Source organism: Streptomyces sp. NPDC025793, from assembly GCF_055558375.1.
Genome location: NZ_JBVHMR010000091.1, coordinates 1 through 15,115 on the forward strand (window position 1 = coordinate 1; position 15,115 = coordinate 15,115).

Sequence of the window (15,115 nt, forward strand, 5' to 3'; positions counted from 1 at the left end):
CCCGCGACCGCCCAAGCCCACCTGTTGGCCAGTCGAAACGCTGCAGGTCATACCTGCCATCGCACCCCCACCAGACCCCTAAGTCAACGGCATTGAGTTTAAGACAGACGCTCGGCTGGGGTCTCCCAGTCGAGCGTTTTGCTTGGGCGGCTGTTGAGTTCGGTGGCGGCGGCGTCCAGGTCCTCGCGGGTGTGGCGGGATAGTCGGTGCCCTTGGGGAAGTACTGCCGCAGCAGGCCGTTGGTGTTCCCGTTCGAGCCGCGCTGCCAGGGGCTGGCCGGGTCGCAGAAGTGGACCGGGATGTCCGTGGTGATGGTGAAGGCGCGGTGGGAGGCCATCTCGATGCCCTGGTCCCAGGTCAGGGACCGCATCAGGTGAGGCGGGAGGGTCTGGACGGTCTCGGTGAGCGCGTTGCGGACGGCGGCGGCGCCGTGGTCGCGTGGGAGGTGCACGAGCAGCAGGTAGCGGGTGCTGCGTTCGACCAGGGTGCCGATGGCGGAGCCGTTGTTCTTGCCGACGATCAGGTCGCCTTCCCAGCGGCCGGGGACAGCCCGGTCGGCGGCCTCGGCGGGCCGTTCGCTGATCATGACCATGGGGCGCACGAACCGCGATCGGCGGGCCGCCGCGTGCCGGTGCGGGTGGCGTATCGCGCGTCCGGTCCGCAGGGCCCGGGTCAGCTCGCGCCTCAGTTCCCCGCGGCCTTGGTCGTAAAGCGCCTGGTAGATCGTCTCGTGGACCACGTGTATCTCCGGCTGGTCGGGGAAGCGTGCCCGTGGAGCGTGGCAGATCCGCTCCGGGCTCCACCGCCGGGTCACGTGGTCCTGGAGGAAGTCCCGCAGCCTGGGGTTCTGGCCGATCTTGCCGGGCTTGGGGCGCGGTTCGCGGGCGTCCGCGCGGCGCTGGGCGCCGTACGGACGGTAGGACCAGCCGCCGTTGGGCATGAGCGTGCGGTTGCGGCGATCTCCCGGCTTACGGTGGAGGGACTGCGGCCAAGCCCGGCCGCGATGGCCCGGACGGACGCCGTCTCCCGGAGCCGGTCAGCGATGTGGATGCGGTCGGCGTCGGTGAGGTAGCGCGACGGGCCGAGGGGTTCCTCAGGGCGAGCCGGGGGTTCGGGTGCTTGCCAGGGCAGCCCCGTGTCCACGACGGGCGGGGCTGCCCTGTACCTCCCGGATGCCTGCCGGCCGTAGAGCCGACGCTTGCCGGCGCGGCGGTTGATGCCGATGATCCGGCAGGCTTCCGTGTTCCCTATTCCAAGATCCACGAGCCGAAGGTGTTCCTCCCGCTCAGGGTCCAACCTCCTCGGCCCCTGAGGCCGCAGATCCTTCCGGATCTCCAAGTCCATCGCACCCCTTGAACTGGGGTATTGCGACGACCACTGGAACGGAAGCGTGCCGGTGGGGCCTCACTGTGTGCCGTGGGTCGGTGAGTCAGTGGTCGGAGTAGCTGAAGTCGCCCACGGTCCAGGCACTGACGTCCTCGATCGCGACGCGGTACATCCCGCCTGTCTCCGGGATCCCCACCGTACCCTGCAGGATCCTGGCGACGTGGAAATGCAGATGCGTGGGCGGTCCGTCCTTCCTCGCGGGGGTTTCGAAGACGGGGGAGAACTCGCCCAGATCGGCGGAGTCCGCCAGCACCTCAGACACCCTCTGCCTCCACATGGCTTCCGGAGCCAGCCGACCGGTGATGACAGCACCACTGGTGACCACGGTCAGGGACATCTGATTGCTCTGCCCGGACTCCACGAGGGCAGCTATCGCAACGAGCAGTTCGTCAGGTTTCGACATGGGGTCGGATTCTATGCACCGGCCCGCCCGGTCGGCTTGGACGATGGCGCAACCGGGCGAGACGGGCGCATACGGCTCCCCTGGTGCCGCACTACAGGTCTGGGGTGCGCATGTGCGGCGGCTGCGAGCCAGGGGCGTGCTTCGAGGCATTGGTCGGCTGCCGTTCGGCTGCCGCAGGTCTTCGATGAACGCTTGTGCGGTATCGCGTGCGTCGGCAACGGCCGTGTGGAACGGGGCAGCTGTGGCGTTGACGGACATCGTGTTCATCAGGGTCACCCTCGTCTGCAGAACGTTCATGCCCGGCCCTTGCCTATCCGACCCTGCGCCCCGCCCGCCAACCCACCCGAGCCACCGTGCACGCCGGAGGGGGCTGAGAATCGCGGTCGACGCGCCGCGCCGGTCGGCGCCGCCACGGGAAGCTCCGCGGGCGGCTGGGTCTCATCCGTGCGTCGGACCTGCGCTGCGGACGCCCCCAGTGTTCGGAGATCGGCTCAGCGGGAGACCTCATCGTCGAGCCGCAGCAAATCTATGCTCGCTGGAGTAGACATTCGATGTCTCAGTGATTATGGTTTCTTTCGTAGCCGAGATCGAGCAAGGCCCGGCAGACACGAACTGCCGGGCAGCAGTCCACGTATGACGGTGCGGTGGTGGAGTTTCGAAGCCAGGTTGTTGTGCGACGGCGACGGGACTGACGACCGGACCGGGTGGCCCGAAGTGATGAGGGGCCGCCGTGAGCAGGACCGCAGTTGACGCGGTTGCAGTATCAGTAGTACGCAATCCCTGTTTGCAAGTGATTGGTTCCGAGGGAAGAACGGAGGAGTCGAGCACCATCAGGATCGCCCGGGCGGAAGACGCGAGCCCGGGTACCGCAGGACATCGATAGGTAGGTGGTCTCCGGTCACGCATCCGCGATCCCCGCACCCCCGTCGGAGTATCAGGCGGCTGGGCGGAAACAGAAGGCCGGCGCAGCACTAGGGTCGGCAGATGGTGTTGCAGTTCCTTCGGGGCCTTGGTGCCAAGCGGCACCAAGGCCCCTCTACCCGTTCCACAGAGAGGTGAGATGACAGCAGACGAGTCGCTAAGCCGTCTCGATGACGACGACTACCCCGCCTACACGATGGGCCGGGCCGCCGAGTTGCTCGGTACCACTCCCGGCTTTCTCCGCGCCATCGGCGAAGCGCGACTGATCACACCACTGCGCTCCGAGGGCGGACACCGCCGCTACTCCCGCTACCAACTGCGCATCGCGGCCCGCGCGCGTGAGCTCGTCGACCAGGGCACCCCGATCGAGGCCGCATGCCGGATCATCATCCTTGAAGACCAGCTCGAAGAAGCCCAGCGCATCAACGCCGAATACCGGCGCACCGGCGGATCGTCCAGTCCATCGGCCGCAGCCTGAGGTGAGCGGGCCCGCCGGTATCGGCGGGCTGTCACACTCGCGCGTGGCCGGGCCGCGGCGCGCAGAGATGGTGCTCGCGTCCGAACGGCTCCACCGTCAGTAGACGGCGAGGAAGATGGCGATGTAGTGCGCCGTGAAGGCCGCCACGGTCAAGGCGTGGAACACCTCGTGGAAGCCGAACCAGCGGGGCGAGGGGTCGGGGCGTTGGACGGCGTAGACCACCGCGCCCGCGCTGTAGAGGAGACCGCCGGTCACTGTCAGGGTGACCACGGCCGCACCGCCGGTGTGCAGGAAGTCAGGCAGGCAGCCCACCGGTGCCCATCCCAGGGCCAGGTAGCAGGGGGTGTACAGCCAGCGGGAAGCGTTGACCCACAGCACGCGGAAGGCGATACCGGTCAGCGCGCCCGTCCATACGATCCACAGCAGCAGGTTTCGCCGGTCGGGAGGGAGGAGGAGCTCGGCCAGAGGGGTGCTGGTCCCGGCGGTGATCAGGAAGATGTTGGCGTGATCGAGGCGACGCAGGACGGCCTCGCCCATCGGCCCCCAGGTACCGAGGTGGTAGACGGCGCTCGTCCCGAACAGCAGCCAGGCGGTGACGGAGTACACGGTGCAGGCCAGGGCCGCCTGCTGGGTCCGAGCCAGGCAGACGAGGGCGATGCCGGCGCTCACCGAGGCAGGGACCATCGCGGCATGGAGCCAGCCACGCAGCTTCGGCTTGACCGGCTCGACCAGGTCGGCCGCCCACTCGACCAGGTCGGCAACCGGGTGAAACTCCTCCCCGGCATCGCCATGATGTGATCCGCCGGAGAGACCGGCTACGGCGTCCCCAGACACAACTTCCCGTCCTGTCCCGTTCTTCTGGGCATCATCGGCAACCATCCGATCATGCTAAGAGCCTGCCCGTGGCAGCGTCCGTCGAGGTCGGTCTCGCCACCAACTGGGCCTGCGGAAGCCGTGTAAGCCGCCTGGCCATGGGAAGGACCAAGGTTCCCGAGCGTGCATCTCCGCCCACCTACGCCCAAGGACCGCCGATGCTTCCCGAGTTCCCCTCCCACGCATCCGCCCCCCTCGCAGATCAGCTGGCACAAAGGTTGGGGCTGCCCTCACAGTTCGAAACCGGCCGTTTCGACGTGGAGCGTGTCGTCGGCATAGCGGTCCTCGCGGCGGCCCACTCCGATGGCTATGCGGCCACCGGGCACCTCCTCGGACTGCTGGCCGCGCTCCCCGCCCCCACCGACGCAGGAGAACGCTTTTGGTCGAACCTGTGGAGATCCTCGGGCACCGCCTACCTGCTGCCGACCAATATCAAGGACCTGGTGCTGCGTTCGCTGGCCGGAGAGGGAACCGGTCTGGCCGGACAGATCCTCTCGGCCGTAGACGAGATGACGCCTCCCCAGCGCGTTGCGGCCGCAGAGGTGATCGGCCAGGCGCTCGCCGAGTCCGACCACCTACCTGATCTCAGAACACAGGTCATCGGCGAACTTTGGCTCCGGGACCTGGAACTCACCGCCTGGCGCGTCCTTCATGCGGACCACAAGTCGCCTGATGCGGCCGGACGTAACGCCTTCATCGAAGCATGGACGAGTGTCTGACCCCGGCCGAGCCGGCACACACAAGCATCCGAATAATTCGGGACGTTCGAGCAGTGACCTGTGATCGAACGAATCCGGGCACGACTCGGACGGTGGTGGTGGGAGGCGTCGGTCAGTTGGTCCTTGCCGAGAAGACGGGTTCGAGAGGATCTCGGCGCGCTGGAGACCGTAGGTGCAGCCGCCGCGCGCCGGGCGGGCGGCCAGCCGCATCGCGGTCAGGGCCAGCACGATCGAGGCGGCGTGGTGAGCATGTGCGCGGCGTCCGAGATCAGCGCCAGCGAGTGGGCCAGAACGCCGACGATCACCTCGACGGCCATGAATCCGGTGATCAGCGCGAGGGCGATCGTCAGCCAGCGCCGGTCTGCGTCCGCCGCTACTCCATGGCTGTGTCCGCCGTGCCCGCTCCCGTGGTCATGACCGTGCCCGCCATGATCGTGTGCGTGGTCGTGCCCGCCGTGGTCATGGCCGCCCATGCTCCACCCCCTCACCGTCGTCTGCGTGTTCGGCGGCCGAGTGAACCGCACTTCGGGCTGTGCAAAGGCTGCAACGGCATCGGTTTCCACTGCAGATAACACTGCCCTGACCTGCGCATTTCCCCGACTTGACGGTCGGGCCATCGGCAGCATCAGACCCGTTCGAGCCTGCCGCTCACCGCGTCCGGCAACGGTGGTCATCCGAAGGTCGTCGACGACGACATGGCCGCGTACACCGGCAGCCTACGGGCCAACGGCGCCGCAGATCGCGCAGAAGTGACCAGTGCGTCTTCACCCGCTGGCGTCCCCGCCGCTGACCACCACCCGGCACCACTCACGACGACGGCCCCCTGTCGCCGGGCGGGATCAAGGGGCCGTCACCACACCTGTTCCGGCGGGAGGGCCGGTGGAGTGCGCGTGTCGCACCGTCCAACGCGCACTGCCACAGGAAAGTCACGCCGGGCGAGGGCCGGTCGTGCGGATGCGTGTCATGTCGTTTCGGGGGTATTCGTGCGCCTTAACCGGGAGTCAGGGCCGCCATCGTGCTGGCCGACGACCCCGGCGGCGATCCGGCCGCCGCCTGTTGTGACCGTCAGGGGCGCCGGAACCGGGCGCAGGTGTCTACCGGCCCTCCAGGTCGTCGGCCGCCCGCTGAGCAGCCTCCTCCAACGACCGCCGCCGCGGCCCCCCTGCTGCGGCGAGCCTCCCGCCGTCGTTCATGGAAGCGGGCCAGCCGGCCTCCGCGCACACCGGAACCCTGCGGATCACTCACGGGACAAGATCGCCCCATGGCCCGTTTGGCGCGTACCTCGGCGGCCCGGGGGCGGCGGCAGCCCTCAACTCAGGGCCATGATCAATCTCAGCGTCAACGGCTGTACCGATGTAACGGCGGGTCTCCATGGCGGTCATGCGCTGTCACCCCCACCCTGGATCGGTTTTGTGCCTCCAGGCTCAGCATGTGGTCGCCGAGCCGGGAAGCAACCCGGGACAGCACTCTTCCGAGTGTATCTGCGGAAGAACTCCAGACACTAACCATGGAGAAAACCTGTCGTTACGATAGTAGACATTGGTCCGTCGCAGTAGTACTGTCTTTGTCGTACCCAGGAAGTCGAAGTGGGCACGGCAGACACGAACTGCCATGCCGGCAGGTCAAGCAGGACGCGGCCCAAGAGGGTCGTGAGCAGTACCCGCGGTATCCAGCAGTGCAACCGAGTAACCGAAGGTAAGGAGCGAGACGCCATCAGGATCGCCCGGGCGAGGAAGCAGTCCGCCCGGGTACCGCAGGCCCCGGATTGGAAGGTGGTCCCCGGTCACGCATCCGCGATCCCCGCAGTCCTGCCCTCGCAGGCGGACCCTGCGGACATACAAGGCCGGCGCAGTTCGCCGGTAGATGGTGTTGAAAGCTCGGGGCCCGGGTGCCAGTACGGCGCCCGGGCCCCCCGACGCGTCCCCCGGAAGAAGAGGTCTATGCCCCCTGGCAGTTCCCGCGCCGTCACCCCTCTCGATGACGACGACTACCCCGCCTACACCATGGGCCGGGCCGCCGAGATGCTCGGCACCACCCCCGCCTTCCTGCGCGCCCTCGGCGAACACCGCCTGATCACACCTTTGCGCTCCGAAGGCGGCCACCGCCGCTACTCCCGCTACCAGCTGCGCATCGCCGCCCGTGCCCGCGAACTCGTCGACCAGGGCACCCCCATCGAAGCTGCCTGCCGCATCATCGTCCTCGAAGACCAACTCGAAGAAGCGCAGCGCATCAACGAGCAAATGCGCACACAAGGCCCCGAGTCGCAGTCGAAGACCTCAGCCTGACCGGACGCCGGCACGAAGACACGGACGACGCTCCCGGCCCGCCACCGACTGGACCCCACCATCGGCCCCTGAAACGAGCGCCCCTGACTACCACAGGGCAAGGACCCCGGCGATCACCACGCTGGGGTCCTTCTCTGTCCAAGACGTTTCCCCCAGTCCCGGGCCGGAGCCCTGCCAGCGCGCCGGTTGCCCATCGGCGGCCTGCCAGGCCCAGTGAGGCACATGCTTGCCGTGTCGACGTCTGTGCCGTCCCGCGCGCCCGGCACGATGGTTCTCGTGCAGCCGCTGCCGGCTCCCTACCCCGCCGACCTCATGCCCTGCCCGACGGGCATGGCGGCCTTCGAAGCGGCGTACCGGCAGGCCAAGGAGCAGGACGCCGTCTTCGTCGCCATCGAGTCTCTGGGCGAGCACTGGACGGTGGCCGACATGATCACCGCCCCGCAGCAGGCCGTCGCCGACTCGGTGTACGACGCCATCCGCGCCGCGGTCATCCAGATGATCCGCGCCGGCGAGATCCGCTCGGACTCCTCCGCGGGGGCGGTCTACTTCGTACTGCACGACGTGGCAGACGAGAGCCGGGCCCGCGAACTCGCAGCCGCCCTGCACGCCGCCCCGTACGGAAACCTGGCGCCGCTCGCCCGCGCGATGCCTACCGCATCCTGACCAGCCGCCTTCAGGACTCCAAGATCATCTCGTGGCGGCTTTTGAGCTCACCTTCGCTGGACCCCGCCTAGACCCCTCCCTGTCCGGCCGCCGGCGTCATCGGATCGTCCCCGGACACCCGTTGTGGTGCCCCGACCCTGTCGGGAGGAGGTAATGGATCACCTGTCCCGCTCTCCGGGTACCGTCAGGGTATGAGTCATCCGCACCCCGAGCTGAAAGCCGCCCCGCCCCTTCCCGAAGGGGGGCTGCGGGTCGTCGCCCTGGGCGGCCTCGGTGAGATCGGCCGCAACATGACCGTCTTCGAGCACGCCGGCAAGCTGCTCATCGTCGACTGCGGCGTGCTGTTCCCCGAGGAGACCCAGCCCGGCGTGGACGTGATCCTGCCGGACCTCACCTCGATCCGGGACCGGCTGGACGACATCGTGGCCGTGGTCCTCACCCACGGCCACGAGGACCACATCGGCGGCGTGCCGTACCTGCTGCGCGAGCGGTCCGACATTCCGGTCGTCGGCTCCAAGCTGACGCTGGCGTTCCTGGAGGCCAAGCTCAAGGAGCACGGCATCCGGCCGCGCACGGTGCGGGTGCGAGAGGGCGACCGGCGTGGCTTCGGGCCCTTCGACTGCGAGTTCGTGGCGGTCAACCACTCCATCCCCGACAGCCTCGCGGTCGCGATCCGCACCCGGGCCGGGATGGTGCTGCACACCGGCGACTTCAAGATGGACCAGTTCCCTCTCGACGACCGCATCACCGATCTCCGCGCCTTCGCCCGCCTCGGCGAGGAGGGCGTGGACCTCTTCCTCACCGACTCCACCAACGCCGAAGTACCCGGCTTCACCACCTCCGAGCGAGAGCTGAACCCAGCGATCGAGCAGGTGATGCGCACCGCGCCGCGCCGGGTCATCGTCTCCAGCTTCGCCAGCCATGTCCACCGCATCCAGCAGGTCCTGGACGCCGCCCACCAGCACGGCCGCAAGGTCGCCTTCGTCGGCCGGTCGATGGTCCGCAACATGGGCATCGCCCGTGACCTGGGCTATCTGAAGGTCCCCTCCGGTCTGGTCGTGAGCACGAAGGAGCTGGAGAAGCTCCCGGACCACAAGATCACTCTGGTGTGCACCGGCTCCCAGGGCGAACCGATGGCCGCGCTGTCACGGATGGCCAATCGCGACCACATGATCCGCATCGGCAAGGACGACACCGTCCTGCTCGCCAGCTCCCTCATCCCCGGCAACGAGAACGCCATCTACCGGGTGATCAACGGACTCACCCGGTGGGGCGCCCACGTGGTCCACAAGGGCAACGCCAAGGTGCACGTCTCCGGGCACGCCAGCGCCGGCGAACTCGTCTACTGCTACAACATCGTCAAGCCCCGCAACGTCATGCCCGTGCACGGCGAATGGCGCCACCTGCGGGCCAACGGCGACCTCGCCATCCGTACCGGTGTCGACCCCGACCGGGTCGTCATCGCCGAGGACGGCGTCGTCGTCGACCTGGTCGACGGGCGCGCGTCCATCACCGGCAAGGTCCCCGCCGGCAACGTCTACGTGGACGGCATGGAGGTCGGTGGCGCCACCGAGGCGTCCCTCAAGGACCGCCTCACCCTCGCCGCCGAAGGCGTCGTCACGGTGGTGGCGATCGTCGACGCGGACACCGGCGCCCTCGCCGAGGCCCCCGACTTCCTGGCCCGGGGCTTCGTCCACGACGACGCCACCTTCGAGCCGGTCATCCCCGTTATCGAGAAGACCCTGGCCACCGCAGCCGAGGAAGGCGTCGGGGACGCGCGCCAACTCGAACAACTCCTCGCCCGCGCCGTGGCGAACTGGGCGTTCCGCACCCACCGCCGCAAACCCCTCATCATCCCCGTCATCATCGACGCCTGAGCCACAGCCCGGGCAGGTGTCCGGGGGCGGACGCCGATGTGCACGAGGTGAAACCCGGCGACGAGTCGGTCCTGATGTCCAGCCTCATCACCGGCCCACCGGGTCGGCCCGGGCGGCCCGGTGGCGAGCGCTGCGCCGGGCATCCCGCAGCACCTCCAGCAGCTGACCTGCCGCCCGAGCAGCAACATGACGGCCACGGGCATCAGAAACACGGAAAGCCCGGTGTACCGGCCAAAGGAGGAGAGAAAGTCCGTCAGACATGACGCTCATTTGACGCTCCGGCCGCCTCACATTCCGCGCCCAAGGCAGGAAAACCCCATGTGACCTGCAGATTCTCCCGTCCACACACCGTGTGACGTGTTTCCGATGACGTCGCACGTGGAGTGCGTGGCTGTTCTTGGGCCCGCAGCAAAGGGCGTCTGACCTGCTGTTCTTCTGGTTTCCCAGGTTACGTGCGGGTCGTGCCGACATGTTTCCGTAGGTCCACCGCATGGAGCATGATGCAGGTTCCTGCCACATGTCTCACCTGCGGCTTCGCAGCGGGGCGCGGGTCGAGAACGCTTTGCCTCAACTCCGTGAGGGCCGGGTTCGGCAAATGTCTTGACGCTCGTTCGACGCTGATTCTGACGGAGCGTGACGCGGTTGTCCCGGATCAGATGGCGCGGGTCAATCGCCAGCTGGCACGTCCTGTCGGGGGAAGGCGACGCGCACCCGCAGTCTGGGTTGGCGGCAGCCGAGTGCGAGCCGGTGTCCGAAGCGAGCGAGGGCGGATCCCCGGGTGAGCTGGTTGCCGCAGTCTGCTCAGCCCTGAGCAGGACGGACTCTCGCCCACCGCGTTCGCCCTCGCCGCCTCGGCGGGCGCCGGATGCGCCGCGGCGAGCATCCCGATCGCGAGGTCGCCGCCACCACGGCGGCGACCCGGGACCGTCAACGATGTCCTTGCGGAGGGGCGGGAGAAGCCGCACCGTGGGCTGTCACGGCTTCACCCCTTCGTTTGTGGCAGGCCCCCTCAGGTACGGGTCCAGCGTTGGTTGTTGCCGTTCGAGCAGGAGTAGAGCTGGATCAGGGTGCCGTTGGCGGTGCCGCCTGAGACGGCGTCGAGGCAGAGGCCGGACTGGACGCCGACGATGGATCCGTCGGAGTTGAGGCGCCATTTCTGGTTGTCGCCGCCCCAGCAGCTGTAGATCTGCACGTTGGAACCGTTATATGTGCCGGCGGCGTCAAGGCATTTGTTGCCGTAGACCTTGAGCTCGCCGGCGTCGGTGTACGTCCACTGCTGGTTGATGCCGCTGTGGCAGTCCCACAGCTGGAGCTGTGTGCCGTCGGTGGTGCCGGCTCCGGGCACATCCAGGCAACGGCCCGAACCGACGCCCTTGATCTGTCCGCCATCCGCAGGGGGTGTCGTGGAGCCGCCGCCGTTGAGTGCGTTGAGGACGGCGGTGTAGGCAGGCTTCTTGCTGCCGTCGCCGTTGAACAGCAGCGGCGTGTCCCCCGATCGCCAGGAGTCGGTGTCGCGCACACCCCAGACGGTGATGCCGAGGCAGCGCGGGACGGTCAGGCAGTCGTTGGTCAGGTTGGCGTAGGTAGAGGCCGAGGCGCCCTGGATGTCGAGTTCGGTGATGGCCACGTCGACGCCGAGGGCGGCGAAATTCTGCAGGGTGGTGCGGAAGTTGCTGTTGTAGGGGCTGCCGCTGTTGAAGTGCGACTGGAACCCGACGCAGTCGATCGGCACCCCGCGCTGCTTGAAGTCCCGGACCATGGCGTACACGGCCTGGGTCTTGGCCCAGGTCCAGTTCTCGATGTTGTAGTCGTTGTAGCAGAGCTTGGCCGCCGGGTCGGCGGCGCGCGCGGTGCGGAAGGCGACCTCGATCCAGTCGTTGCCCGTGCGTTGCAGGTTGGAGTCCCGCCGACCTCCCGAATTGCCGTCGGCGAAGGCCTCGTTCACGACGTCCCACTGGGCGATCTTGCCCTTGTAGTGGCCCATGACGCCGTTGATGTGGTCGATCATCGCTTGGCGCAGTGAGCTGCCGCTGAGGCTCTGCATCCAGCCGGGCTGCTGGGCGTACCAGGCCAGTGTGTGGCCACGCACCCGCTTGCCGTTCTGCACCGCCCAGTTGTAGACGCGGTCGCCGGCGCTGAAGTTGAACTGGCCCCGCTGTGGTTCGGTGGCGTCGATCTTCATCTCGTTCTCGGCCGTCACCATGTCGAACTCACGGCTTGCGATCGTCGTGTACGCCGAGTCGCCCAGCCTGCCGGAGGCGATGGCGGTGCCGAAGTAGCGGCCGCTCTGTGCCGCCGCGGCGCCAAGCGTGTTCTCGGCGGCGTGTGCGGTCGGCGGTGCGGCCAGTGCGGTGACCGCACCGAGGACGCCGACGACCAGCGCCAGCAGCAGGCTGCGGATCTTCCGGCGGGTAACGGATCTGGGAAGGGCATACGAGCCCATGACTGTGCCTCCGAGGTAGAAATCGCTGATCGACTGAAGCGCAGGGGATTGCGTCGTCCGGCCCCGTCCGGCAGGCGGACGGGGCAGGTCGGAGCCCGGGCAGGACGGAATCACCGGACACCGCAGTCATGGGGACCGGGATGACGCCAACGGCACGGGCGCCGCACCCGGTCGGCCGTCGGGCGACGTACGGCGGGCGGCGGGCGTGTTCCACGTCTCGACACAGGCATGGGGTACTCCAGCGCGGCTCAGCCGGGGGACCGTCACACGGCGTCGCATGCCTCTCCAACTGCGGGAAGAGCCAGGATGCGCTGGTGCGAACCTCACCGGAACGGAACGGGGTGGCGCAGGTGATCTGGTGCGCGGGTCTGCCGTGCAGCTGGTCGCTGATCTGCCGTGCAGCATGCATTGCCCAGGCCGATACAGCCCGGAATCTCGAACCAGGCCCGGTTTCTCAGACAGGGATGATTGAGGCGTGACCGTGGATCGTCAATACTCCGCGCTGAAGAAATTTCCGATTGCCATACGAAACTTTCGGTCACCCGGGGAGCGGACGGCGATCCTCGGTGCCGCCGTCGGCGGCGTGCGGAAATTTCGGTATGTCACGGACGTCGGAGGCAGGGCCGACCGAGTGTCTGCACCGCCCGCACATCGCTCCGTTCCGGGGTCAAGTCGCTTACGAGCCAGTCATTTGACGGTGTGGCGTGCGCTGGTCGGCGTGCGGTGGTACGAATGTTTCGGCGTGAGCGGCGATACATGTGAGAGGTATTGACGCCGTTCACCGGTTCTCTATCATCGGGTTGCTCGATGACTCGACCTTTGTTCGACATATCGAACATTCGGGCCGCTCCATCGCAGGGTAGGGCCATGCCGGGCAGCACCGCCTGAAGTCGGAATCGCAAGGGCCATGCCCGCATGTGTATGTCAGGGATGTATATGTCATGACCCCAACAACTGCCGCCGTCCGCCGTGGTGCCAGCGGACTGCTGCACCGCACCACACCGACAGTCCGGCCAGCCTCTGACGAGGCCAACCGGAACCGCCTACTCAAGGTTGAGGAAGTATCCATGCACCGAGGAAGTTTCAGCCGCAGGCATCCATCAGTGGTGCTCGCCGCCGTGGTTGCGGCCCTGGCCGCGTTGGCGGCGATGCTCGTCGCCGCCCCGGCTCAGGCGGCTTCCAGCGGCGCCTTGCGCGGTGTTGGTTCCGGCCGGTGTCTCGATGTGCCAGGCGCCAGCCAGACCGACGGCACGTATCTGCAGATCTATGACTGCTGGGGCGGGACCAACCAGCAGTGGACGTTGGCGGACAGCAACCAGCTCACCGTGTACGGCAACAAGTGCCTGGATGTTCCGGGCCACGCCACCACGGCCGGTACCCGGGTGCGGATCCGGACCTGCTCCGGCGGTGCGAACCAGCAGTGGCGGGTGAACTCCGACGGCACGGTCGTCGGCGTGGAGTCCGGACTGTGCCTGGAGGTTACGGGCTCCGGTACGGCCAACGGCACAGCGGCGCAGATCTGGACGTGCAACGGGGGCAGCAACCAGAAGTGGACCGGCCTGTCCGGGGCGACCCCGTCGGGGGGCGGCACGTGTTCTCTGCCGTCGACGTACCGGTGGACGTCGACGGGTGCGCTGGCGCAGCCGGCGAACGGGTGGGTCTCGCTGAAGGACTTCACCACCGTGACGTACAACGGCAGGCACCTGGTCTACGCGTCGAACGTGTCGGGATCGTCGTACGGCTCGATGATGTTCAGTCCCTTCACGAACTGGTCGGACATGGCGTCGGCCGGTCAGACCGGGATGAGCCAGTCCGCGGTGGCGCCCACGCTGTTCTACTTCGCGCCCAAGAAGATCTGGGTGCTGGCGTACCAGTGGGGTGCCTGGCCCTTCATCTACCGCACGTCGAGCGACCCCACCAACCCCAACGGCTGGTCCGCGCCGCAGCCGCTGTTCACCGGCAGCATCCCGGGCGCCGCCCCGATCGACCAGACCCTGATCGCCGACGACCAGAACATGTACCTGTTCTTCGCCGGTGACAACGGCAAGATCTACCGGGCGAGCATGCCGATCGGGAACTTCCCGGGCAACTTCGGCTCGTCGTACACGACGGTCATGAGCGACACGGTGAAGAACCTGTTCGAGGCGCCGCAGGTCTACAAGGTCCAGGGGCAGAACCAGTACCTCATGATCGTCGAGGCGCGGGGTGCGAACGAGCAGCGCTACTTCCGCTCGTTCACGGCCTCCAGTCTGAACGGCTCGTGGACCCCGCAGGCCGCCGGCGAGAGCAACCCCTTCGCGGGCAAGGCCAACAGCGGCGCCACCTGGACCGACGACATCAGCCACGGTGACCTGGTCCGCAACAACCCCGACCAGACCATGACCATCGACCCCTGCAACCTGCAGCTCCTCTACCAGGGCAAGTCCCCCTCCGCGAGCGGCCCTTACGACCAACTGCCCTGGCGGCCGGGCCTCCTCACCCTGCAGCGCTGAACCGGCCTGTGTACCTCGCCGACGGCCGGCCTCACCCGGATCGGGCCGGCCGTCGCCTTTGCCACCATGAAGCAGCGCCGGGGAAGCTGATGAACCGCTAACGAGCGCCGAGCCGGACACGGTGCTCTGCTGGAGGCTCTATGCGTTGACTCCAGCCGCCGGTCCGGGCTGGTGTTGAGCATGTCACCCGCCGCCGTGCTCCGTCTCCACCCATGAGCTGTCGAGGGACGGGCTGGGCCTTCCGTGCCAGAAGGCGCCACGCTGTCGCGTGCCCGGATCGCGGCCACGAAGAGCAGGTCCGAGCAGCTGGTCCTCATGTCCATGGCCCGGATCGTCCATGTCGCGGCACATGGCCTCACACACCCGAATCGCTGGACTGCCGGACTCGCTCTGCACGGCGATTCACTCGGTGCGGCCATGCTCACTTCCAGCGGGGTCCTCGCTGGCGGAGTCTTTTCCAGCGTCGGCCTGATCATCCTTAGTGGGCGTTAAGTCCGTTTCTGGTAGCGGCCTCGTCCGGGTTGGGTGAGGAAGCCTTGGCGGACGAGGCGTCCGAGGCGGCTGCGGGTGACGTT

The 15,115-nt window shown here is 67.7% G+C and carries 9 protein-coding genes and 2 pseudogenes; 6 read left to right on the top strand and 5 right to left on the bottom strand.

From position 1 onward, the window contains the following. Positions 1-98: 98 nt before the first annotated feature. Positions 99-1,344: pseudogene (locus ACZ4MF_RS47510) on the bottom strand (IS30 family transposase). An 85-nt stretch (positions 1,345-1,429) separates the two neighbouring features. Continuing rightward, positions 1,430-1,789 carry a hypothetical protein gene (locus tag ACZ4MF_RS47515; RefSeq protein WP_467500515.1) on the bottom strand — a complete coding sequence of 120 codons (360 nt, stop codon included), beginning with the start codon at positions 1,787-1,789 and terminating at the stop codon, positions 1,430-1,432. Between the two features lie 1,060 nt (positions 1,790-2,849). Between ACZ4MF_RS47515 and ACZ4MF_RS47520 the strand changes: the two genes are divergently transcribed. Next, the gene (locus ACZ4MF_RS47520; protein WP_158925729.1) at positions 2,850-3,188 is read left to right on the top strand and encodes a MerR family transcriptional regulator; all 339 of its coding nucleotides are present in this window, start codon (positions 2,850-2,852) and stop codon (positions 3,186-3,188) included. A 96-nt stretch (positions 3,189-3,284) separates the two neighbouring features. Here ACZ4MF_RS47520 and trhA read toward each other — a convergent pair whose 3' ends face one another. Continuing rightward, a complete protein-coding gene (gene trhA / locus ACZ4MF_RS47525; RefSeq protein WP_467500527.1) occupies positions 3,285-3,920 on the bottom strand; it encodes a PAQR family membrane homeostasis protein TrhA in 636 nt (211 codons plus the stop codon). Between the two features lie 299 nt (positions 3,921-4,219). On the opposite strand from trhA, the gene ACZ4MF_RS47530 reads away from it, so the two are divergent. Next, positions 4,220-4,780 (top strand): hypothetical protein, encoded by a 561-nt coding sequence (locus ACZ4MF_RS47530; protein WP_467500518.1) that lies wholly within the window; start codon positions 4,220-4,222, stop codon positions 4,778-4,780. Between the two features lie 141 nt (positions 4,781-4,921). On the opposite strand, the pseudogene ACZ4MF_RS47535 reads toward ACZ4MF_RS47530, so the two are convergent. After that, a pseudogene (locus ACZ4MF_RS47535) lies at positions 4,922-5,253 on the bottom strand (cation efflux transmembrane domain-containing protein); the annotation flags it as partial. 1,467 nt (positions 5,254-6,720) lie between these two features. Between ACZ4MF_RS47535 and ACZ4MF_RS47540 the strand changes: the two are divergent. The 3 genes from ACZ4MF_RS47540 to ACZ4MF_RS47550 all read left to right on the top strand — a co-directional run bounded on the left by ACZ4MF_RS47540 (position 6,721) and on the right by ACZ4MF_RS47550 (position 9,605). After that, positions 6,721-7,065: a MerR family transcriptional regulator gene (locus ACZ4MF_RS47540; protein WP_467500520.1), complete on the top strand. Its 345-nt coding sequence runs from the start codon at positions 6,721-6,723 to the stop codon at positions 7,063-7,065. A gap of 267 nt (positions 7,066-7,332) precedes the next feature. After that, positions 7,333-7,728, top strand: coding sequence for a hypothetical protein (locus tag ACZ4MF_RS47545; protein WP_467500529.1), 396 nt, complete (start codon positions 7,333-7,335; stop codon positions 7,726-7,728). A gap of 191 nt (positions 7,729-7,919) precedes the next feature. Next, positions 7,920-9,605, top strand: a complete 1,686-nt coding sequence (locus ACZ4MF_RS47550) for a ribonuclease J (protein ID WP_467500522.1) — start codon at positions 7,920-7,922, stop codon at positions 9,603-9,605. A gap of 1,009 nt (positions 9,606-10,614) precedes the next feature. Here ACZ4MF_RS47550 and ACZ4MF_RS47555 read toward each other — a convergent pair. Beyond that, entirely contained in the window at positions 10,615-12,048 is a 1,434-nt protein-coding gene (locus ACZ4MF_RS47555) for an endo-1,4-beta-xylanase (protein ID WP_467500523.1), read from the bottom strand. A 1,067-nt stretch (positions 12,049-13,115) separates the two neighbouring features. Between ACZ4MF_RS47555 and ACZ4MF_RS47560 the strand changes: the two genes are divergently transcribed. After that, positions 13,116-14,540: a non-reducing end alpha-L-arabinofuranosidase family hydrolase gene (locus tag ACZ4MF_RS47560; protein ID WP_467500525.1), complete on the top strand. Its 1,425-nt coding sequence runs from the start codon at positions 13,116-13,118 to the stop codon at positions 14,538-14,540. Positions 14,541-15,115: the final 575 nt, after the last annotated feature.